At 64.5% G+C, this 20862-nt stretch carries 19 protein-coding genes; 7 read left to right on the top strand and 12 right to left on the bottom strand.

Annotated features, from left to right (window positions below):
• Positions 1-157: 157 nt before the first annotated feature.
• Positions 158-1678 (bottom strand): fatty-acid--CoA ligase FadD4, encoded by a 1521-nt coding sequence (gene fadD4 / locus QOD90_RS08355; RefSeq protein ID WP_526348527.1) that lies wholly within the window; start codon positions 1676-1678, stop codon positions 158-160.
• A gap of 91 nt (positions 1679-1769) precedes the next feature.
• Here fadD4 and QOD90_RS08350 point away from each other — a divergent pair, with 91 nt between their 5' ends.
• A complete protein-coding gene (locus QOD90_RS08350) occupies positions 1770-2387 on the top strand; it encodes a cysteine hydrolase family protein (RefSeq protein ID WP_526348525.1) in 618 nt (205 codons plus the stop codon).
• A 22-nt stretch (positions 2388-2409) separates the two neighbouring features.
• On the opposite strand, the gene QOD90_RS08345 is transcribed toward QOD90_RS08350, so the two are convergent.
• The 10 genes from QOD90_RS08345 to QOD90_RS08300 are packed head-to-tail and all read right to left on the bottom strand — an operon-like array spanning position 2410 to position 13122.
• Positions 2410-2934: an Rv1363c family protein gene (locus QOD90_RS08345; protein WP_526348523.1), complete on the bottom strand. Its 525-nt coding sequence runs from the start codon at positions 2932-2934 to the stop codon at positions 2410-2412.
• A complete protein-coding gene (locus QOD90_RS08340) occupies positions 2931-3590 on the bottom strand; it encodes an Rv1363c family protein (RefSeq protein WP_526348521.1) in 660 nt (219 codons plus the stop codon). Before QOD90_RS08340 ends, QOD90_RS08345 begins: the two co-directional genes overlap by 4 nt.
• Positions 3557-5023, bottom strand: a complete 1467-nt coding sequence (locus QOD90_RS08335; protein WP_526348519.1) for an MCE family protein — start codon at positions 5021-5023, stop codon at positions 3557-3559. The genes QOD90_RS08340 and QOD90_RS08335 overlap by 34 nt, the downstream gene beginning before the upstream one ends.
• 1 nt (position 5024) lies before the next feature.
• A complete protein-coding gene (locus QOD90_RS08330; protein WP_526348517.1) occupies positions 5025-6176 on the bottom strand; it encodes a virulence factor Mce family protein in 1152 nt (383 codons plus the stop codon).
• Positions 6176-7579, bottom strand: a complete 1404-nt coding sequence (locus tag QOD90_RS08325; protein ID WP_526348515.1) for an MCE family protein — start codon at positions 7577-7579, stop codon at positions 6176-6178. The genes QOD90_RS08330 and QOD90_RS08325 overlap by 1 nt, the downstream gene beginning before the upstream one ends.
• Positions 7579-8991, bottom strand: coding sequence for an MCE family protein (locus QOD90_RS08320; protein WP_526348513.1), 1413 nt, complete (start codon positions 8989-8991; stop codon positions 7579-7581). The genes QOD90_RS08325 and QOD90_RS08320 overlap by 1 nt, the downstream gene beginning before the upstream one ends.
• A complete protein-coding gene (locus QOD90_RS08315) occupies positions 8988-10016 on the bottom strand; it encodes an MCE family protein (protein WP_526348511.1) in 1029 nt (342 codons plus the stop codon). The genes QOD90_RS08320 and QOD90_RS08315 overlap by 4 nt, the downstream gene beginning before the upstream one ends.
• A 43-nt stretch (positions 10017-10059) precedes the next feature.
• Complete coding sequence (locus tag QOD90_RS08310) at positions 10060-11559, bottom strand: MCE family protein (protein WP_526348509.1); 1500 nt, start codon at positions 11557-11559, stop codon at positions 10060-10062.
• Positions 11560-11563: 4 nt separating this feature from the next.
• Entirely contained in the window at positions 11564-12412 is an 849-nt protein-coding gene (locus QOD90_RS08305; protein WP_526348507.1) for an MlaE family ABC transporter permease, read from the bottom strand.
• Entirely contained in the window at positions 12409-13122 is a 714-nt protein-coding gene (locus QOD90_RS08300) for an MlaE family ABC transporter permease (RefSeq protein ID WP_526348535.1), read from the bottom strand. The genes QOD90_RS08305 and QOD90_RS08300 overlap by 4 nt, the downstream gene beginning before the upstream one ends.
• Positions 13123-14564: 1442 nt before the next feature.
• On the opposite strand from QOD90_RS08300, the gene QOD90_RS08295 reads away from it, so the two are divergent.
• The 6 genes from QOD90_RS08295 (at position 14565) to QOD90_RS08270 (ending at position 20220) form a co-directional block, all read left to right on the top strand.
• Positions 14565-14981, top strand: a complete 417-nt coding sequence (locus QOD90_RS08295) for a hypothetical protein (protein ID WP_526348505.1) — start codon at positions 14565-14567, stop codon at positions 14979-14981.
• A gap of 111 nt (positions 14982-15092) precedes the next feature.
• Positions 15093-16088, top strand: coding sequence for an LLM class flavin-dependent oxidoreductase (locus QOD90_RS08290; protein ID WP_526348503.1), 996 nt, complete (start codon positions 15093-15095; stop codon positions 16086-16088).
• 77 nt (positions 16089-16165) lie between these two features.
• The gene (locus tag QOD90_RS08285; RefSeq protein ID WP_526348501.1) at positions 16166-16951 is read left to right on the top strand and encodes a FadR/GntR family transcriptional regulator; all 786 of its coding nucleotides are present in this window, start codon (positions 16166-16168) and stop codon (positions 16949-16951) included.
• Between the two features lie 116 nt (positions 16952-17067).
• Positions 17068-18294, top strand: coding sequence for a cytochrome P450 (locus tag QOD90_RS08280; protein WP_526348500.1), 1227 nt, complete (start codon positions 17068-17070; stop codon positions 18292-18294).
• The gene (locus QOD90_RS08275) at positions 18294-19523 is read left to right on the top strand and encodes a CaiB/BaiF CoA transferase family protein (RefSeq protein WP_526348498.1); all 1230 of its coding nucleotides are present in this window, start codon (positions 18294-18296) and stop codon (positions 19521-19523) included. The genes QOD90_RS08280 and QOD90_RS08275 overlap by 1 nt, the downstream gene beginning before the upstream one ends.
• Before the next feature lie 10 nt (positions 19524-19533).
• Complete coding sequence (locus QOD90_RS08270; protein WP_526348496.1) at positions 19534-20220, top strand: TetR/AcrR family transcriptional regulator; 687 nt, start codon at positions 19534-19536, stop codon at positions 20218-20220.
• A 4-nt stretch (positions 20221-20224) separates the two neighbouring features.
• On the opposite strand, the gene QOD90_RS08265 is transcribed toward QOD90_RS08270, so the two are convergent.
• Positions 20225-20812, bottom strand: coding sequence for a DUF305 domain-containing protein (locus QOD90_RS08265; RefSeq protein ID WP_526348494.1), 588 nt, complete (start codon positions 20810-20812; stop codon positions 20225-20227).
• Positions 20813-20862 lie beyond the last annotated feature (50 nt).

The following is a 20862-nucleotide window of genomic DNA, read 5'->3' as shown; positions in this document are numbered from 1 at the left end:
GCTGCCTCGGCTCGCACCTGGCCCGTATGGAGCTCACGCTCATCCTCGATGAGTGGCTGAAGCGCATCCCCGAATTCTCGGTGGAGGCCGGCTACGAACCGCACATCATCTTCCCCGCCCAGACCTTCGCGCTGGAGCGCGTGCCGCTGAAGCTGGGCTAACCCGAGTACTTGGTGACGAGCGCCTTCTTGTACAGCTTGCCGGCATCGGTGCGAGGCAGTTGCGCCTCGAACGATAGGGACCGCGGGCACTTGTAGTGCGCCAACCGGTTCCGTAGCCAGTCAAGTAGTTCCGCGCCGAACTCGTCGGTGGCATCAGCCGGGTCGACGGTCTGCACCACTCCCTTGACCGACTGTCCCATCTCGTCGTCCGGGACGCCGAAGACCGCCGCGTCAAGCACCCGGGGATGGGTGATCAGGAGATCTTCGGCTTCCTGGGGGTAGATGTTCACCCCGCCCGAGATGATCATGTGATGCCTGCGGTCGGTGAGGTACAGGTAGCCGTCGCTGTCGAGGTACCCGATGTCGCCCACCGTCACCCAGCCGTGCGGGTCGCGGGCTGCCGCCGTCTTCGCCTCCTCCTTGAGGTATTGAAAGGCATGTCCGCCTTCGTAGTAGATCTCGCCGGACTCGCCGGGCGGCAGTTCCGTGCCGTGTTCGTCGAGAATGTGCGGTATTCCCACCAGCGGCCGTCCGACCGAGCCCGGATGGCCAAGCCAATCCTCGGCACGGATGAACGACGCGCCGACCGCCTCGGACGAGGCGTAGTACTCGTCGACGATCGGACCCCACCACTGAATCATCTGCTTCTTGATCTCCACCGGGCACGGCGCGGCCGCGTGCACCACCCGCCTCAGGCTGGTCACGTCGTATGAGTTGCGCACCGCCTCCGGCATCTTCAGCATCCGCACGAACATCGCGGGGACGAACTGACCGTGGGTAACGCCGTAGCGCTGGATGCACGCGAGAGCGCCCTCGGGGTCGAACCCTTCCATGACGACCGTGGTGCCACCCAGCGACTGCACGGACATCGACCAGAACGACGGCGCGGTGTGATACAACGGCGCCGGACTCAAATACACCGAATCACCGTCGATCCCAACGGCCTTCAGCAACGGCGTCAGCATGTTCGGGGCCTCGGCCGGTGGCAGGTGCGGGAGCTCCCGCCGGATGCCCTTGGGCCGCCCGGTGGTTCCCGACGAGTATTGCAGCAGGTCGCCTTCGATCTCGTCGGGTATTGGGGTTGAGGGCTGGCCGGCAACGCACTCCGGGTAGCGTTCCCACCCGTCGAGATCGTCGTCGGCAAGCAGCAACGATTCGGGGAGGCCGCTCGGGAGGTGCTCGGCCAGCCCCTCGCACACCACACGCGTTGCGCGCGAACCGATCACCGCCCTGGCGCCGCTGTTGGACACGATGTACGCCGCCTCTGCAGCCGTGAGGTGGGTGTTGATCATCGCGTAGTACAGCCCGCTGCGTCGGGCCGCCCACATCACCGCGTGAACGTGCTCGTTGTTCTCCAGAATCGCCGCCACGGTGTCGCCCTCGCGCAGACCGATGGACCGCCAGTAGTGCGCCAATCGATTGGCCCGCTGCTCGAGCTCGTCGAAGCCGATCACGGTGCCGGCTGAAGCGAGGATCACCGCCGGCTTGCCGCACTCGACGTGGTCGCGGATCTGCATGGTGCCACCTTGGAGGTCGTGTGTCGATGACGGCGAATTGCGTTCGAGCATAGGCCTTTTACGGTGGCAGGAACTGATCTATGGTGATGGTATGGCCCCAACAGCGTGGAATCCCGACACTACGGCCGTCGTCTGCGTGGAATGCCAGAACGGCGTGCTCGGCCCCGAGTCCGTCCTGCCTGCGCTGGCGTCCGACAGCTCCGAGCTGGTCAACAACGTGAGCCGACTCCTGAACGCCGCGAGGCATTTTGGCGCGCGAGTAGTGCATGCGACTTACGAGGGCAGTCTCGGCGGCAAGCCGACCGGGACGGCTCGGTTGTGGCGGGCGCTGGGGCCGGCCACCGAGCACTGGGCGCCTGGCGCTCCCGAAACCTTCGTCGTCGCCGAACTGTTGGCACCGAGTGACGTCGTACTCCCCCGTCATCACGGCCTGTTCCCCACACTCGACTCCGAACTGCTGCCGGTGCTCAAGGGCTTCGGCGTGGAGACCGTCGTCCTCGTCGGGGTGTCCCTCAACCTCGCCATCACCCACACCGCGGGGCATACAACGCAGGCCGGCTTCAATCTCGTCGTACCTCGTGACGCAGTCGGCGGAACCCCTGCCGACTACGCCGAGCAGGTGCTCAACAACACCATCGCCGTGCTGGGCCGGCTCACGACCGTCGACAAGCTGATCGCCGAGTGGACCGCGACCCCGTCCAACTCCTGACACGTCGACGCTGAAGCTGCCGTCAGACCGGATCGAAGCCCGAGACGAGCCAGCGGTCGCCGATCTTGTCGAGGGTCACCCTGACGCTGGACATGCTCGCGCTCGGCTTGTCCTTCCCGATCGTCACGGTCTGACTGACGAAGACCAGTGCGACAGCGTGATTGGCGTCGGCCGAAACGGACACTGCGGCAGGAATGGTGGCGGCCGTGGCGATCTGCTTCTGTTTCGCGCCAGGTATCACGACCTCGTTCGTCAGCTGTGTGTAGGCGTCGCGGAAGTCCCCGGTCGTCCGATCGCGTGCGGCGGCCAGCTCCCGATCGACCGAGGCGGGCTGATAGGACAGCAGCGCTACGGTCGAATCCTTGGCCGCCTGAAGGGATTCCGTGGCTGCGGCCTCGGAATCGCGAACCGACGAGTACTGCCACTTGAAGAACCCTGCGGTCAGGGCCAGTATCAACGCCAGACCCGGCAGTACTCCGTAGATCAGCACACGACGCCAGTCGACGGATCGTGTAGTGCGCTTCGGCACCTTCTGGTCGTCGGTCACTGGATGAACCCCACGTTGGACACCTTGACGTCCGGTCCCATCTTCTCCATGGTCAATCGCATCCGCCAGACTCGCGGCTGCTGTTGGCCCGCAGCATTGTTCGACGTGATCACGTTGACCGCGACGATCGCCTGCGCCTGGTCGCCGGTGACCGACTCCAGTCCTGCCTCGGTAACCGTGCCCTCCGTCTTCGACTGAGTCTTCTTGACGACGTCGATGAACGGCGCCGACCGCTGGGCGAAGTCGTCGTAGAACGTGCCGGTGGCAGAGTCGAGAATGCGTTGGACGTCGGTGTCGGCATCCTGATAGTCGATGGTCGTCAGGTTGACCGCCCCCTGCTTGGCGACCTGCAGGTACAGCTCATCCTGCTGCTTCACCTGTTGCGCATGGTGGGCGCGCACGCCGAGCCAGCCGGACAGTCCGCCGACGGCCAGCACTGCGACCAATCCGGCTACGAGGCCCCACTTCAGGTGCGGTGACCACCTTCCGGCTTCGTCGCCGACCATGTCGTCGGCATCCTCGTCGTCGGATTCCTCGTCGTCGGATTCCTCGTAGTCGAGGACCTCGTCCTCCACGGAGGCCTCTTCTTCGGGAATGTCCGAGGTGTCGGTGTCCGACGTGCTCAGCTCCCCGGCGGGGTCAGCATGGATTGCCAAGTCTGCTCCTTCGATGCGTCTCTGGCCAGATTGGCCTGGGTGTAGACCTTGCCGTCGGGCCCGATGTAGGTACCGGTCGTCGGGTCGTATTCGGCGGCCGCGATGGGCGGGGGCGCCGGCGGTGGGGGCGCAGTGGGCGGAAGGCCCGTCGAACCGGGGGTGCCCGGCGGCGGCTGCGGAACGGGCTGACCGGACAGCGTGGCGTTGGGGTCGCCCTTCCAGTTGAAGCCGTCGTTGAGGGGCACGTACTGCTCGTCGCTCTCACATATCGCCACAGTGGGTGCCCGCTTGCCGGGCTTGGTTTCGCAGGGCGTGTTCCGCGCTCCGCGGACGTTCAACGTCGAGTCCTGCGGCACCCGGCAGTAGATGTTGCCTTCCGGGATGTCGGGGTAGTCCTCCAGGCTCGCCGAACGCTGTTGCTGGATCGGCAGGAACCCCGTGCTGCACACAGACGGCAGATTCAAGTTCAGATTGAAGCTCAGGAACGCGCCCTTGTAGTCCTGCTTGGTGTTTCGGTTCGCCACACCGGTCGCCTGGATGGCCTCGGTGCCGGTGGGAAGTAGTACGAGCAGCTGTTCGAGGTCGTTCTGGTAGGTGACGGCGACGTCCCCGACGGCCACCAGGTTGGCCAGGATGATGGGCAGTGTTGGCTTGAGCCGATCCAGGAGGCCACTGACCTCGTCGGCCGCGGGCGCGGCGTTCTGCAGCACGCCGCGCACGGCACCGTCATTGTCCTTGAGTTGCCGTGTCACCTCCGCGAGATGAGATGCCCACGCCTGGACCGAATCCGACGTATCGGTCTGGGTATCTAGGATCGGGCCAACGTTGTCGACGACGTTGGTCAACTCGTTCAGATTCTTCTTCGCGTCGATCGCCAGCTGCGTCGACCCCTTGACGAAGCGGGAGAGTTCTGGTCCGAGGCCGCCTAGCGCAAGGTAGGACTCGTCGATCGTCGTCTTGAGATTGTCACCGGGGATCGCCTCGAGTCCGGTGTTCACTGACCCGAGTAGATCGTTGATGTCCGGCGGGATCGAACTACGGTCCCTGGTGATGACGTCGCCTTGTTTCAGCGGCGCCGAGGTCCCATTGCGCGGAGTCAACGCGACGAACTGCTCGCCGACGGCACTCTGGCTGTGGACCTCGGCAGTGAGGTCCGACGGGATGTCGATGCCCGACTTCAACTTGAGCACCGCGTCGACTTCACCGTTGTTCAGGTCCACGCTCTTGACCTGCCCGACCTCGGTCCCACGGTAGGTGACGTTGGCGCGCTCGTAGAGCCCACCCGCCTCGGGCAACTCGACGGTGACGTCATAGGTCCCGATGCCGATGAGCCGAGGCAGCTTGATGTAGCCGAACGCCATCACCAGGATTGCGGTCAGCGAAACAACCGAGAAGATCATCAGCTGTATCCAGATCCGTCTGGTCAGATGCATGTCACGGCCCCTGGTTGAAGTGGTAGGGCACGACCAGTGGATTGCGCGCTGTGTACGGGCTTGGCATTTGACCGATGGTGCGGCCCCACTGCATTTCCAGCTCGGTCAGCTCGCCTTCCAAGAAGGTGCCCGTCAGGAACGACGCATCGAGTCGACTCAAGGTCAGGTCGATGACCGCAGTGAGGTTGGCGTAGTCACCCCGAAGCCACTTGGTCAGGGTGGGCTTCGGAAACGGAAAGGTGAGGTAGAAGTCCAGCGACCGGGTCAACGCCGGGCCTGCGTCAGCCAGTGACTGAAGAACGGGGCCAAGGTTCTGGAGGTTCTTCACCAGCGCATCCTTGGACTGATTCACCGAATCGGCTGCCAGTGCACTGAACTTGCCTAGCTGATCAAGCGCTTCGACCAGGTTGTCGCGCTGGTCGTTGAGGACGGCCAGGGCATCGGGCAGCGTCTTGAGGGCCTTGTCCACCACGGGTTTCTGCTCGGCGATCTGTCCGACCAGATGGTCGAGGCTTTCGCTGGCGGAGATGATGTCGCCGGTCTGGTCGTTGAGGTACCCGATGAACGTGTCCAATTGCGTGATCAGGCTGCGCAGGTCACCTTCGCGGCCGCGGAACGCGGTACTGAGGGCCTGGGTGACGTCCTGCAGGTTGCCGATCCCACCACCGTTGAGCACCAGCGAAACCGAGGCCAGGGTCTGCTCGGTACTCGGATAGAAGGATGCCGAATTCAACGGGATGAGCGATCCGTCTCTCAGCTTGCCCTCTGCCGGAACGTCCTTCGGCGGGTTCAGCTCCACGTGCAGCGACCCAAGCAAGCTGGTCTGCCCGACCGCGACGGTCGTGTTGGCGGGCAGCACGACGTCGGCGTTGATCGACATGGTCAACAGCGCGTGCCACCCCTGCCGTTCGATCTTCGTCACGTTGCCGACCGTCACGTCGCCGACGCGCACCCTGCTGTTGCGCTCGATGTTGTCGACGTCGGGCAGCTGCGCCTGAATCGTGTACGCGCCAGGGCCCTTTCCCTCGGTCCCCGGAAGCGGTAACGAGTTCGCGCCCTGCCAGTCCGCACAGCCCGACACGCCGGTGATGAGCAGTGCCGTCAGCCCGCAGGCGATCGTCGTGCGCCCGAAGCGCAGAACTCGCGTGACCATCACGACCCTTCCCCGGACTGGACCATCAGGCCCGGCAGCCCGGCAGCGGGATTGGTCGACACGGGCGCTGGTGCCAGCTGGTCGACCGGACCGGGCGGTGGCGGCGGTGTGCCGGGGACGTAGGGCGGGTCGGCAGGCGGATTGGCGGCCGGCTCGCCAAACTTGGTGAAAGGGACTCCGGCAGGCGGCATCTGCCCACCCGGTCCGGGCGGCGAGCCGGCGGGAGGCGGAATGTAGTCAGGACGCAACCAGTCCTCGCTGTAGGTGATCTCGTTCGGCCGCGCCTGGGCACCGACGAACAGGTTCTCGCCAAGCGGCGGGAAGTTCACCTGACGGTTCTTGATGATCGGCGCGAGGTACTGCACGCACAGCTTCGCGGATTGCTCGGCGCCGAGTCGTGATGCGGCTTGTACTGCGCCACAAAGAAACTGAATCGGATTGGCGAAGTTGTTGAGCGCAAGGGCGCCCGTCAACGTGCCCTGCGCCGGCTGGTAGATGTTCAGGAAGTTCTGGAACGCATTGGGGGCCACGTGCAGGGTCTGCTTGATGTCGTCGAGGCTCTGATAGAGCGTCGTCGTGACCGCCGCCAGCTTGTCCCCAGTGGTCCCCAGCGTCTCCTTGTTGTCGGCGACGAAGGTCTGGACGTCGCCGACCACGTCGTTGATGGACGTCACGGCGCTGCCAACCTCGTTGGGGCCGTTGGACAACAGCCCCGTGACGGAGGCGAGATTGCCGTTGAGTTGTCGCAACAGGTCCTGGCTGCTTTGCAGCGCAGACACCAGTATCGACAGGTTCTTGATCGTGCTGAACAGATCCTGACTGTGGTCCCCAAGTGCAGAGAACGCCTGCGACAGCTTGATCACGGTGTCGCGGATGTTGGCACCCTGGCCGCGCAGGTTGTCCGCCGCGGTGTTGACGAACGCGCCCAGAGTGCTGACACCGCCGGGTTGGGTTGGTTGCAGAGTCTCGGCGAGGCGCTTGAGTTGCTCACGGAGGTCGTCGAACTCGACCGGGACCGCTGTCCGTTCCTCGGGAATCACCGCGCCGGTCTTCATCTCCGCACCGCCGGTGTAGACGGGCGTCAGCTGAATGGCGCGTGCTGACACCAACGACGGCGACAGGATGACGGCCTTGGCGTCGACTGGAATCTTGTACTTCTCGTCGACGTGGAAGGTGACCTTGGCGCGCTCGGGTTGAGGTTCGATCGTGTCGATCTTTCCCACCGGCACCCCGAGGATCCACACCTGATCACCGGGAAACAGCCCGTTGCTATTGGCGAAGTAGCCCACGATCTTGGCCTGCCGGGCGGTGCCGGTCGCGGTGTTCAGCACGACGATGCCTGCCACCAGTACCACCGCGAGGACGGCGGCAAGGGAGATCCGTGAGTAGCGCGCGGTGGTCATCACGGCGTCCCTTCAGGAGACGGAACGAGTGGCACTGGCGTAACTCCTGCCGGTCCGGGCGCGCCGGGGCCGACGACCACAGGCCCAGGCGGAAGTGGTGGCGGCGGACCCAATGTCTGTGTCACGGGCGGATTTTGACCTGGCGCAGGCAACTCGACCGGTCCGACCGGAGTCGACGCGTCCTGCTGGTTGGGCGGCGACTCGGCAGGCGGGCCCGGTGGCGGGCCGCCAGGGGGTGGCGCAGGTAGCGGCTCGCGGTACGGGTAGCGCGGATCACCTGGCTTGCCGGTGATGGCGTCCGGAAGGGTGAGGTTCGGTTCGCCACCCTGCCCGGTCCGTGGGTACGGAATCGGCAGCGGTGGCGTACCCGGCTGGCCGACCTGTGGGTCGCTGCGTTCGGAAGGCGCCAGCACGTTGGGATCGAGGCCGAGGTCCGAGAATGCCGCGTCGATGAACGGTTGGACGAACTGGCCGGGGAACAGGTTGACGAGATAGGCCTTGAAGAACGGGCCGGACCCCACCGACTCACCCAGTGCGAGTGCATATTTGTTGAGTCCCTTGATCGCCAGCTGGATCCGGTCCTTGCGGTTGTCGAGTACCGCGAGAACCCCGTTCAGCTTCTCGAGCGCGGGCTTGAGCGGGTCGCGGTTCTCGGCGATGAAGCCCTTGATCTGCTGCGTGACCGCCGCGATGTTGCCCGAGATCTGGTCAAGCGCCGCACTTTGGGTCTGTAGTTGGGCGAGGAGTGCGTTGGTGTCCCTGACGAGACTCACCACCTGGTCGCTGCGCTCGCGCAGCACCGAGGTCACCTTGTTGGCGTTGGCCAGCAGTCCCCGCAACTCGGCATCGCGCTTGTCGAGTGTCTCGGAAAACCGCGCGACGCCCTCGACCGCAACTCTCAACTCCGGAGGGGTGTCGGCAAACGTGTCGGCAAGCACCTGAAGCGACTCGGAGACCTGGTTGGTGTTCAGGCCGCTGATGGTCGCGGTCAGATCACCGAGAGCGTCGGCGAGCTGGTAGGCCGGCGTGGTGCGGTCCACCGGAATGGCACCGGACTGCAATCCGTCGCCGCGAGGCACGACTTCGAGGTATTTCGAGCCAAGCAGACTCTTCGTCTTGACCGACGCCTCGGTGCGGTCGCCGATGCGGACGTCCTTCTGCACGTTGAAGTCGACCAGCACGTGGGTGCCGTCGAGTTCGACACTGGACACCTTGCCCACTTCGAATCCCGACACCTGGACCGGTGCGCCCGGCGCCAACCCACTGGCCTCGCTGAAGTACGCCGAGTAGTCCTTCGCGTCGTTGAAGATCGGCAGCCGGTCGTAGTTGAGCACTGTGACGGAGACCAGCGCGGTGATGGCTATCCCGACCGCGCCGATGACGAATGGGTTGCGCTCCTGGAATGAGATCATCGCGGGGTGCACCTGCCCGAGTCCTGGCCGGCGAGTTTGACGTACACCGGTTGGCCTCCCTTGCCGTTGAGCTTCAGCACCAGATCGCAGAGGTAGAAGCTGAAGAAGTCGCCGTAGAGGCCCTGCCGGTTCAACACCTGGTATGCGTCCGGCAGGGTATTGATCAGGTTGTCGAAGTAGTCCTTGTCGGCAAGTACGGTCGCCGCGGTGCGATCGGTTTCGCTGACCACCTTCTTCAACGGTGGACGAGCCTGCGCCAATAGGTCGGCGACCCCACCCGCTGCCGCGTTGGCGTACGCCACCGTGTTGCTGATGTCTTGCTTGCGAGCCGCGAGGCCGCCCACCAGCTGAGACAGCGACGTCACCGCCTTGTCGAACTGCTCGTTCTGGTCGCCAAGTGACCCGAGCACGGTGTTGAGGTTGGTGATCACTTGCCCGATCAGCTGATCGCGGTCGGCCAAGGTGCTCGTCAACGCTCCGGTCTGCGCCAGGAACGAGTTGATCGTCGTGCCCTGCCCCTGCAGTGCCTGGATCAGCTGTCCGGACAGGGCATTCACCTGGTCGGGGTCGAGCGCGCGGAACAGCGGCCGAAAGCCACCGATCAAGGCGTCGAGGTCGAGTGCGGGCGCGGTCCGCGTCACCGGAATGGTGGCGCCCACGGCAAGTTTCCTGGTGGCTCCCGCACCCTCCTCGAGTCCGAGGTAGCGACCTCCGATCAGGTCGGCGTAGCGAATGACCGCCCGGCTGCCCTCGGTCAGCACCACCGTGTCATCGGTGGTGAACGACACGACCGCGGTCGTGTCGGGTTTGAGATGAATGCTCTTGACCTTGCCGACCTCGACGCCGGCGATGCGGACGAAGTCGTCCACCTGAAGACCCGAGACGTTGGTGAACTCGGCATCGTAGGTCTGCTCTGATTGGAAACGCAGTTGAGCGAAGATCGCGAACATCGCAAACGCGCCGAGTAGGCACACCGTCAGAAAGATGGCGATGCGCCACAGCGCACCTCCCAAATTGTCCTTCACGGTTGCGGCTCCTCGTGGCTGGTATGCGTGCGTGTCTCGATGGTCAGGGGGCTGGCGCCTCCGCCGGAAGCGGTCCGGGCAGCGGCCCCGTCAACGGAGGAGGCGGTGGCGCTTCCGCAGACGGCCGTGGCAACGGAGTCGGTTGGGTCTGCGCCGGGAACGGCGGCGTGAACGGTTCACTTCCCGGGGGGCCCACCGGATCGCGCGGCAACCCGGGCGGGGGCGCTGGTGGCAGACCGGGATACAGCGGTGTGCCGTCGGGTGCGTACTGCTGAGCGCCGTAGGGCGGGGCGCCGGGATACGGGATCGGACCGGGTGCAGGCCCGTTGCCGTTCCGGATGCTCGGTGGCTTTGGCGTTCCGCGGGTGACCGGGAGGTAGTCCGCGTAGCCGGGGAAGCCGATCCCCGGGTTGACCCTCATGTCGTTGCCAGTGCCCCAACCGGTGTTGGTGACCAGGTAGCGCACGGGCCAGTTCTTGGTGACGTCCGGCAGCGATCCGCATCCCGGCCGGCCACCGGGGCCGCCCTTGGCGCCGACGATCGGCAGATTGTCCGGGTACTTGTAGGCGTCGTCGCCCAGCAGCAGTGCGACGTCGAGGATCACCGACTTGCCGTTGGAGCCACCGGTCACGTCGAGGAAGCCCGTGTCGACGGTGGTCTTCCCGCCCACCAGCAGGCAAGTGAGCTCCGGGTTGTACTTCATCAAGAGGTCCGTGGTCGGGACCAGGACGTTGGCGGCCCTGATCAGGTTGTCCTTGCTGGGGCCAAGCAGTTCGATGCCGCTAGTGGACAGGCCGGTGACACTAACGAGCAGCGAGTCGAGGTTCTTCTCGTTGTCGGTGATGGCCGTGCTCGTCGTGCTCACCGCATCGAGGACCTTCACGATGTCCTGTGCAGCCGCACCATAGGTATCACTGAATCCCTTGAGCGACTGGAAGTCTCGTCGCACGGTCTCGGACCGCGGATTGAGGGCCAGCAGAACCTCGTTGGCGTCCGAGGTGGCCTGGCCGATTCGCTCACCCTGGCCACGAAGTCCCTCCGCCAACGCGGACAGGACCGAGTTCAGCTTGGCGGGGTCGATCTCCTGCAACACGCCGCGCAGGTTCTGAAATACGGTGTTGACCTCGGTACTGACATTGGACGACCGCAGCACCTCGCCCGCCGCAAGGCGTTTCGGGCTGGGATCGTCGGGATAGATAAGGTTGACGTACTTCGCGCCGAACGCCGTGGTGGCCCGGATCTCGGCCCCGACGTTGGCAGGGATCTGTGACAGCTGATCCGGATCCATGTCGAGCTGCAGACTGACTTGATTCAGGCCGCCCTTGACGTCCCCCACGCGACCCACTTGAACGCCACGCAGCTTCACCTTGGCGCCGGGTTCCATCACCAGACCGGCCCGGTCCGAGGTCAACGTCACCCGCGTGTAGGAACTGAACGTGCCTGCGAACAGGACCCCCGTGCCGCCGATGACCATAACGATCACCGCGAGCAAGATCAGCGTCCACCAGCCCGGGGCCAGTCCCTTGTCTCTTCTCGTTTCCACTGCGCTACCCCGACAGGTTGAGTCCGCCGGACTGGCCGTAGAGGGCCAGTGAAACGAACAGGGTCACGAAGACTGCCGCGATCAAAGAGGTGCGCACGGCGCGTCCAACGGCCTCGCCGACCCCTGCGGGCCCCCCGGTGGCGTTGAAGCCGTAGTAGGTGTGCACCAGCATCACGACAACCGCCATCGAAATCGCTTGCAGGAACGAGTAAATGACGTCCATCGGGTTGAGGAACGTATTGAAGTAATGGTCGTAGACACCAGTCGACTGCCCGTAGACGAGAGTGGTGCCGGTGCGGGTGGCGATGAAGGCCATCAGCACTGCCACGCAGTACAGCGGGATCACCACGATCACTCCGGCCACGACTCGCGTCGACGCGAGGTACGCCACCGACCGAATGCCCATCACCTCGAGTGCGTCGATCTCCTCGCTGATCCGCATGGCGCCCAACTGGGCGGTGGCGCCTGCCCCGATGGTCGCGGCGAGTCCAATGCCTGCCACCAGTGGGCCGACCAGTCGGACGTTGAGGAAGGCCGACGTGAAGCCGGCAAGAGCGTCGACACCGATTTGCTCGAGCTGGTTGTACGCCTGCACAGCGATCAGAGAGCCTGCCGACAACGTCAGAAATCCGACGATGACGATGGTGCCGCCGATGACTGCGAGAGCTCCCACTCCGAGGCTCATCTGCGCGACGAGTCGAACCACTTCGCCCTTGTAGCGAATGAAGGCGTCCCCGATGCCCTTGATCGTCTCGCCGTAGAACTGCGCCTGTCTGCCAACCTGATTCCAGCCGTCGACCGCGCTGCCGAAGGTCCGGCGCAGCCGCGGGAACTGCGAACTCGCGTGGCTCACGTCGCTCCTGCCTTGACCGCGACTGCGGTGGCGATCAAATTGATCACGAACAACGCCATGAACGTGAAGACGACCGTTTCGTTGACGGCGTTGCCGACACCCTGGGGTCCGCCACCCACCGAAATGCCCTTGTAGCAGGCGATCAGGCTGGCTGCGAGACCGAAGAGAGCGGCCTTGATCAGCGCCGTGATCACCTGAGGGGCTCCGACCAGAAGCGTCAGGCCCGCAGCGAAGGCACCTGGCGTAACACCCTGGAAGAACACCGAGAAGCAGAATCCTCCGATGATGCCGACGAGACACACCAGCGATGCGAGCATCAGTGACACCAGCGTGGCGGCGAGCACTCGCGGAACGACGAGCGCTTGGACGGGGTTGATGCCGAGCACCCGCATCGCGTCGAGCTCCTCGCGGATGGTCCGCGAGCCGAGATCGGCACACATCGCCGTAGCGCCAGCGCCAGCGATCACGAGCACTGTCACGATCGGGCCGGTCTGGGTGACCGTGCCAAGCGCAGCACCTGCCCCAGAGAAGTCTGCGGCGCCGATCTCCACCAGAAGCACGTTGATGGTGAACGTGGTCAGCACGGTGAAGGGAATGGACAGCAGGATCGTGGGCAGCAGCGCCACCCGCGCCACGAACCAGGTCTGGATGACGAACTCGCGCCAGGCCCACGGCGGCCTGAACATCTGAACGAAGGTGTCCAGGGACATCGCGAAGAACTCGCCGACGCCGCGAAGGGGCTTGCTTGCCGATTGCAGACTAACCACTGCCGACCCCTTCCCACGTCAACCGGATTGGCATGGACTACTGAATCCCTCCGCTGCGTTTCTCTGATCACTCTTGGACGAACTCGTGACCAGTGACACAAGCACTGCCGACGAACCGTACACCACGATTTTCGGCACGGGCAACATTCGAGGGAATCTCGCGGGCGCACGTCCAAGCCAACGTAGTAAGACATCTGGCATTTGCTGCGCGGCGGTGTGACTGTCAGGCTGAAACGTCTCATGCTTGGGCTCAAATGCGACTCCGTGGAGCGCCAGCCCGGGCGGCCAGTGCGAGTTTAACCTGCGATTTCACTGATCACTCGGCCCCACGTCACGACCAAGTCCGGTCCGGGTACGTACCGAGATGCCGCATGCGGCATCGCGTGCCTTCCGTCTCATCAACGGCCCAGGAGGGCTGCGCCACGGTCGCGGATGTCGTTGCTGACGTTTGCCAGCCACTCGCTGGCATTGGCTAGTGAAACCAATGTCAGCAAGTATTCATATTTGCCGCAAAAATGCATTGCAAGCCATTTCGAGATCGTCATTGGAGCGCAATCGAGCGATCATTCGGTGAACTCTACGAGGCTCCCGTAATTGGTAGACAATGCCTTTAGCCGATGTCGAAATAAATGCCAAAGACACGCCCGAGAAAATGAACGGCGCCACGTTTCCCTGACGATCGACCGCCGTCGCGGTGCCCGCGAACGGGTCGCCGTCGGCCCTCCCCAGAGGCGTGCTGCGGACCCCCCGAAACGCCCTCGTTGCGCCCATTGCACTGATCCGACGCGCCGCTGTGATCCCGTCGGTCACGCGCGACACCCGCGGTACCGACGTCGGAATGCATCGCCTCGGGACCGTGCATCTGCTGATCACGTCCTATCCGAAGGGGACGCGCGAGCGGTTCCAGCCGCGCCCACGATCGTCCGTCCGACCGCACGCCTGCCCGCCCGTCACTACCTGCCTCGCCGGACGACCCGGGCAAAGAACCCCTTCGCAGCAGTGAATCGCTGACCACGGCGGCATCCGACGCGCTCCGATTATTTGGATCATGGCAACCGCCATCGACGCCGAGCAGAATGCCCGAGGATGATCCGTGGTAGTCGCAATATAGTGAATCATCTATCCATTTATCGGATTAGACATCGGGCGATATCCTGGAGGCGAGGGAAGGGCTCCGCTACGCCATTTCAGAGGCCCTTGCTGCGGATTGCTCCGTACCCACATATGGTCGCTCGCCCCGCGATTCAGTCTCGATCTTTACCGTGACTGACTGTTCGCCGGAGGTGTTTGGCGGAGTCAACGCCTGAACGCTGGGCCGCGCGATCAGGACGACGGCTACCTCGGTTCCGCTTCTGACACCGCGTACACACTTGTACTATCCGGGAATGATCCGCAGCTTCGCCGTACTGGCCGCCAGCTTCGCGACCGCGCTCGGCGGTGTCGCACTCGCGACGACCGCCGCCGCTACGCCCTCGGATGGAGCAGCCGATCCCTCCTGTGTCTACACGCTGTCGGCGCCACGGGTGGTTCAGGTGTCGGGCGTGCCGATGGTCACCGCGACTCTCAAGCCCTACCCGTGCACCGGGTCCATCAACCCCAATTACCTCAGCGTCTGCCTGAAGGCAGAGACCAACGCGGGCGCGGGCACGTGCGGGTTCAGCGCGGTGCCATCGATGGCGGAGGTATTCCTCCCATACAAGCCAGGAACCACGTATGTCGCCAGCGGCACCGGTTGCGGATCGGTGTACACGACGCAGGGCTCGATCTGCGCGACACAGGACCCCGTCAGCACGACGCTCTGATTCCCTCGGTACGCCGCGGCCACGTCAGGCCACTTCCGAATCGTTACACCCCCGCGTACAGTCACATGTCTTACTAAGTAAACGACGTCGCGCGGTGGAATGTGAGGATCGATGGACTGGGGACTGCCGTGGCCGGGGCCTGCACTCGCGGCGCAGGCCGAGGCCAAAGGCGCAAGCGCTTTCTGCGCAGGCGAATTCGCCGATCTCAGCGCCTATGTCACCGCGACCGAGATGGCCCACGGCACGTCGACGGCGATGGTGGGGCCGGGCATCGCATACGCGTTCGCCCGGTCTCCGTTCGTCCACGCGGCGGCGGTGCGACATCTGTCCCGCGCCTCGTCGGGCCGAATCTTCCTGGGCCTCGGCGCCGGCACGCCCCGGATGAACAGCGACTGGTTCGGCGTCGACGCCACTCATCCCGCACCACGAATGGCCGAACTGATCGAGGTGATCAGGGCCTATCTGCTGGCCGAGAACGGCGAATCCATCCGTTTCAGCGGTGAGTTCTACAACATCGACGCCGACATCCGCGCACCAGTGCTCGGCAGGCTCGACGTGCCCATCCTCATCGGCGCCTTCAACAAGATCATGGTGAGGACGGCAGGTCGCGTGGCAGACGGCGTCCTCGGACACGGCCTGTTCACGGATCGCTGGTGGACCGAGTTGATCGAACCCGAGTTGGGTCGCGGCGCCCAATCCAGTGGCCGCGACATCGCCGACCTGCGGCGCTGGGGGTGGCTCATCACGGCCATCGACGACGACGATCCGGAACGTGCCATTCGAGATGCCAAGCTGCAGATCGCTTTCTATCTCACCGTCCGAACCTACGATTCACTGGTCGAACTGCACGGGTGGCAGGACGAGGTGGCGGCGATCCGCGCGGCCTTCCGCAGCAGTCGACCCGAGACCATCGCCGACCACGTCACCGATGAGATGCTCTGGTCCATCGCGATATGCGGCACCACCGGGCAGGCGCGTGAAATGCTCTCCGCGCGCAAGCGATTGCCCGATCTGGCGTTCACCTCGCCCCCGAGCTTTCTGGTCGGTGGCAAGCGGCGGGCACGGTACGACACGGCCGCCATCGGACTGATGTCCCGCCAGCGCTGAAGCCTCGAGGATCTGCGCCGAAATACCATCGCACATGGTTTACTGAGTATTACATCTCAATCAGCCAGGAGGTCGCGGTGCCCCGCCAGGAATCTCTCGCACCGATGGTTGCGCCCCAGGCACTTTCGGGAGCCGTCCGCTCGCCCAAGACCGCGGAACTGGTGGCGCAGACACTGCGCAAGATGATCGTCGACGGGCAACTCACCGATGGCGACTTCCTGCCCTACGAAGCCGACCTGATGACCCACTTTCAGGTAAGCAGGCCGACCCTTCGAGAAGCCGTCCGCGTACTGGAATCCGACCGACTCGTGGAGGTTCGACGCGGATCGCGGACCGGCGCGAGGGTACGCGTGCCAGGACCCGAGATAGTGGCTCGACCTGCAGCGCTGCTGCTGGCGCTCTCGGGGACGACGCTGGGCGACGTGATGACCGCACGCATCGGCATCGAACCGTATGCGGCCCGGCTACTCGCCGAGGAAGGCACCAAGGGCGCGCACGACGAATTGCGCCAACTGGTCGAAGATCTGCCCCAGGCCCGGGACGCGGGCAGGCTCGCACAGGCGTCAGCCGAACTGCACCGCCGCATGGTGGAACTGTCGGGCAACGCGACACTGGCGATGATCGCGGGGATGCTGCACGAGATCTCCGAGCGCCACACCACCGCCGCGATCCTCCGCGAGCAGAACGTCGTGCCGAAGGCGCAATACGCCAAGCTCGTGAGGTCCTACGGCCGACTCGTCGACCTGGTGTCCGAGGGCAAAGGGGCTGAGGCCGAAGCACATTGGCGGCGGCACATGGAGATCGCCAGCGCGGCGCTGCTCAAGGGCTACGAGAAGACCAAGGTTCGCGACATCATGTATTGATCCATCAGGATTGTGATCTGGGTCTCGCGTCGTGCCCATCACCCTGATACTCTGATGTTGCGAAGTCGCAGACATGAGTCGTCTGCGCCGTGGGATCGCATACGGCCGGAGGTTTGATGACGACGAGTGAGCAGGCGGCGAAGGTGCCAGTGGTGACCTTCGACTACACCACAACCGAACCGGAAGGCACCTGGTTCGGCCGCTACGACGAACTCCGCGCCCAATTCCCTTGGTACAAGAATGAATTCGGCCCCGGGTTCTGGACCGTCTGCAACTACCAGGGAATTCTCGAGATCATGCAGAACCCCGAGGTCTTCTCGAACAGCGTGGTCACGGCGCTCGATCCGGAACCGGCGATCAAATGGATCCCCGAGATGCTCGACGGCGACGAGCACAAGCAGTGGCGGCGCCAACTGGGTCCGTTGTTCTCCCCCGGCGCGGTCGAGCGGTTGGAATCCACCGTGCGCCAGCGCGCGATCGACATCATCGAGGGTATCGTCGCCCGCTCGTCGGTGAGCGACGAGACGGGAGAGACGCAGGGTTCCTGTGACTTCATGGCCGACTTCGCGAACCGCTTCCCGACCTCGATCTTTCTCGAGATGATCGGCCTTCCAGTCGAAGAGCTCGACCAGTTCCTCGAATGGGAGCACGGCATCCTGCACGCCGGCGGCAGCGACGAAGAGAAGCTTCAGTCGCAGATGGCATCGATGTTCGCAGTCATGGGCAGGTTCTCGACCATCATCGCCGAGCGTCGCGTCGAACCGCGCGACGACATCATCAGCAAGGCCCTGACCTACGAGATCGACGGGGCGCCGGTCACCGACCAGGACCTACTGTCGTTCTGCCTATTGATGTTCATGGCAGGCCTCGACACGGTCTCGGTCACTCTCGGTTGGACCTTCCTCCACCTCGCCCGCAACGATGACGACCGTCAGCGCATCGTCGATGACCCGAGCATCGTCCCGACGGCGGTCGAGGAGTTCGTCCGCGCCTACGCGATCGTGATTCCGGCGCGCAAGGTCATGCAGGACGTCGAGATTCAGGGGTGCCCGATGAAGGCAGGCGACATGGTGAACATCCCGTTGGCCGCCGCGACCCGCGACGACGCCGCATTCCCTGACGCGACCACCGTCGACATCGCCCGTAAGCCGAACAACCACATCGGTTTCGGTGCCGGTCCCCACCGATGCCTCGGCTCCCACCTCGCCCGCCAGGAGCTCAGGATCGCCATGGAGGAATGGCACGCGCGGATACCGAATTACCGCCTGGCACCGGATGCCCTGCTGCTCGAGAGCGGTAGTCAGCTGGGTTTGGAAAGCCTGCCACTGGTCTGGGACCTCTGATGCGCAAGCCGCTCGACGGAGTTCGGGTGCTCGAGGTAGCCCAATTCACCTATGTGCCTTCCGCGGGAGCCGTGCTCGCCGACTGGGGAGCCGAAGTCATCAAGATCGAGCACCCGGTGACCGGTGACGCACAACGCGGACTCGTCAAGGTCCTTGGCGCGGCCGCCTCCAAGCCGGGGTCGTCCTTCGCCCCGATCATGGAAGCACCCAATCGCGGAAAGCGAAGTGTCGGAATGGCACTCGACAACGCCAAGGTCCGCCCGGAGTTTGACGAACTGGTCCGCCGCAGCGACGTGTTCCTGACCAATTACCTTCCGTCGGCACGAACGAAGCTGCGCATCGACGTGGACGACGTGCGCAACGCCAACCCGGACATCATCTACGTCGCGGGCAGCGGTTTCGGCATGAACGGCGCCGACCGCGACGCGGGCGCATACGACGCGACGGCATTCTGGGCTCGTGGCGGCAGCGCCGATGGACTCAATCCGCCAGACGCCGAGCAATCGGCGTTCATGCCCGCGGGTGCTTACGGCGACAACATCGGGGGCATGACCATCGCGGGCGGCGTGGCGGCAGCACTCTACGGCCGCCATGTGACCGGGGAGCCCTCGGTGCTCGACGTGTCACTGCTCGCGGTGGGAGCTTGGACCACACAGTTCAGCATCAACATGGCGATGCTCATGGGTGGGCCGTTGCCCAAGGTGGAGCGCCGCACCCAAGCCCCTGGCAATCCGCTGACCGGGGCCTACCGCACCTCCGACGGCAGGTTCGTTCAATTGTCGATGCTGCAGCCCACCCGGTACTGGCCGGAGTTCTGCGGGCTGATGGGCCTGGATCAGTTCGCCGATGACCCGAGATTCGCCTCGCTCGCAGCCATGTCCGAGCACGCCGACCTCGCGTACGGCATCGTTCACGACGCCATCGGGAAGCTAAGCTTCGCCGAGTGCAAGGAGGTGCTCGGCCGGGGCAGTGGACAGTGGGCACCCGTGCAGGATGCCTGGGAGCTGGCGCATGACGAAGGTCTGGTCGCGAACGGCAGGATCGCCAACATCGTTGATGCCGAAGGAAACCCGCAACGGCTGGTGGCCAACCCGGTGAAGTTCGATGACGACCGGGCGGAGCTCGGGCGCGCCCCGCAGTTTGCCGAACACACCGACGACGTGATGCGTGAACTCGGAGTGGACGACGACCGCCTCATAGAACTCAAGATCGCCGGCGCGATCACGTAATCTCAGCGTTGTGACTGTTGTCGACGCCACCGCCGGTGAGGACGGCACCGTCAAGGACCGATTGATCAGGGCGGCCGACACCGAGATCTCCGCCCGCGGAATCAACGCCGTGCAGATGGAAGTGGTCGCCAAGATCGCCGGGGTCTCCCGCGCCACCGCGTTTCGGCAACTCGGCAGCGTTTCGGAGATGCTGTTGCAGGTCGCGTTGTTGCGGGCGCGCCGACACACGACGGCCGTGGAGGCATTGATGGCCACCAAGACCGGTGTCTTCGCCAAACTGGAGGCGGCGCTGGTGTACACGGCCCGCGAACTGCCGTCCGATCCGTCGATCGCCGCCCTCATTGCTCAGCACTCGGCGTCCGTACACGACGCGCGCGTACACCAGGTCGCCGTGGATGCGATGGGCCCGGTGCTCGACGAGGGTCAGCGCAGTGGCCAGGTGCGCACAGACATCGGCATCGGCGAGATGGTCGACTTTCTGGTCGAGCAGACCTATCTCGCCGCCGAGGAGATTCACCGCTCCGACGACGAAACGCGACGTCGCTTCCGGCACTTCATCATTCCCGGGCTGGCCGCCACGAACGGCGCGAGCGGGGAACACGTGTCCCGGACCATGGAGGCCGAGGAGGCCGTCGGTGTGGCACTCGAAGCCCTGAACAATCTCGCCGATCAACTGCGCCGCGACCGCTGCGAGTAATCGTCTAGCCTGCGCCGAGCATCTGCTGCATCTGACCGATCTGAGCCTGCTGAGAGTCGACCATCCGCCTCGCCGTCGCGATGGCGTCGACGTTGGTACCGCTGGCAATCTCGCCCTCGGCGATCGCCACCGCCCCCTGGCCATGTCCGATCATGGATTGCAGCCACAGGGTGTCGAACTCCTGGCCGCGCGACGACTGCAACCGTGCCACGGTCGCGTCGTCGACCATGCCCGCGACGGCATTCCCCTGCTGTGAGTCGTCGTTGGGATTCTCGTTCCACTGCACTAAAAGCACTCTCATCAATTCACGCTCCGGCCCTTGCGCGGAACTGACGGTGGACGCGAGCGCGATGAGGTCCGAATTGGATGAGCGGTCGGGGACGAGGGCGGCCAGCTCGACGGACTGCCCGTGATGCGAGATCACGTTGTAGGCAAAAGAAATGTCGCCGGCATTGAAGCCTGCAGGCTCGCCGGTGATGGCGGGCTCGTCCGTCGTCGAGCTCGAGGCCTTGGGCGGGGCCTCGGCGCTGCCACACGCGCCGAGCATCAAGGCAAAGAACAGGATCAGCAATGCAACACGGTAGGGCTTCATCTCACCAGGATCGTAGCCTCGTTGCCGTGGTGAAGAAGTTCAGCCGACCC

The organism is Mycobacterium sp. (assembly GCF_032161845.1).
Taxonomy (GTDB): Bacteria; Actinomycetota; Actinomycetes; order Mycobacteriales; family Mycobacteriaceae; genus Mycobacterium.
The sequence above is the reverse complement of the archived record's forward strand: the minus strand, read 5'-3'. Positions and strand labels throughout refer to the sequence as shown.

Excerpts from the sequence above, each read along its gene's own strand:
- QOD90_RS08330 (WP_526348517.1), bottom strand. The coding sequence starts at position 6,176 with ATGGTCACGCGAGTTCTGCGCTTCGGGCGCACGACGATCGCCTGCGGG.
- fadD4 (WP_526348527.1), bottom strand. The coding sequence starts at position 1,678 with ATGCAGATCCGCGACCACGTCGAGTGCGGCAAGCCGGCGGTGATCCTC.
- QOD90_RS08350 (WP_526348525.1), top strand. The coding sequence starts at position 1,770 with ATGGCCCCAACAGCGTGGAATCCCGACACTACGGCCGTCGTCTGCGTG.
- QOD90_RS08290 (WP_526348503.1), top strand. The coding sequence starts at position 15,093 with ATGGACTGGGGACTGCCGTGGCCGGGGCCTGCACTCGCGGCGCAGGCC.
- QOD90_RS08295 (WP_526348505.1), top strand. The coding sequence starts at position 14,565 with ATGATCCGCAGCTTCGCCGTACTGGCCGCCAGCTTCGCGACCGCGCTC.
- QOD90_RS08300 (WP_526348535.1), bottom strand. The coding sequence starts at position 13,122 with ATGTCCCTGGACACCTTCGTTCAGATGTTCAGGCCGCCGTGGGCCTGG.
- QOD90_RS08280 (WP_526348500.1), top strand. The coding sequence starts at position 17,068 with ATGACGACGAGTGAGCAGGCGGCGAAGGTGCCAGTGGTGACCTTCGAC.
- QOD90_RS08320 (WP_526348513.1), bottom strand. The coding sequence starts at position 8,991 with ATGATCTCATTCCAGGAGCGCAACCCATTCGTCATCGGCGCGGTCGGG.
- QOD90_RS08265 (WP_526348494.1), bottom strand. The coding sequence starts at position 20,812 with ATGAAGCCCTACCGTGTTGCATTGCTGATCCTGTTCTTTGCCTTGATG.
- QOD90_RS08325 (WP_526348515.1), bottom strand. The coding sequence starts at position 7,579 with ATGACCACCGCGCGCTACTCACGGATCTCCCTTGCCGCCGTCCTCGCG.
- QOD90_RS08275 (WP_526348498.1), top strand. The coding sequence starts at position 18,294 with ATGCGCAAGCCGCTCGACGGAGTTCGGGTGCTCGAGGTAGCCCAATTC.
- QOD90_RS08335 (WP_526348519.1), bottom strand. The coding sequence starts at position 5,023 with ATGCATCTGACCAGACGGATCTGGATACAGCTGATGATCTTCTCGGTT.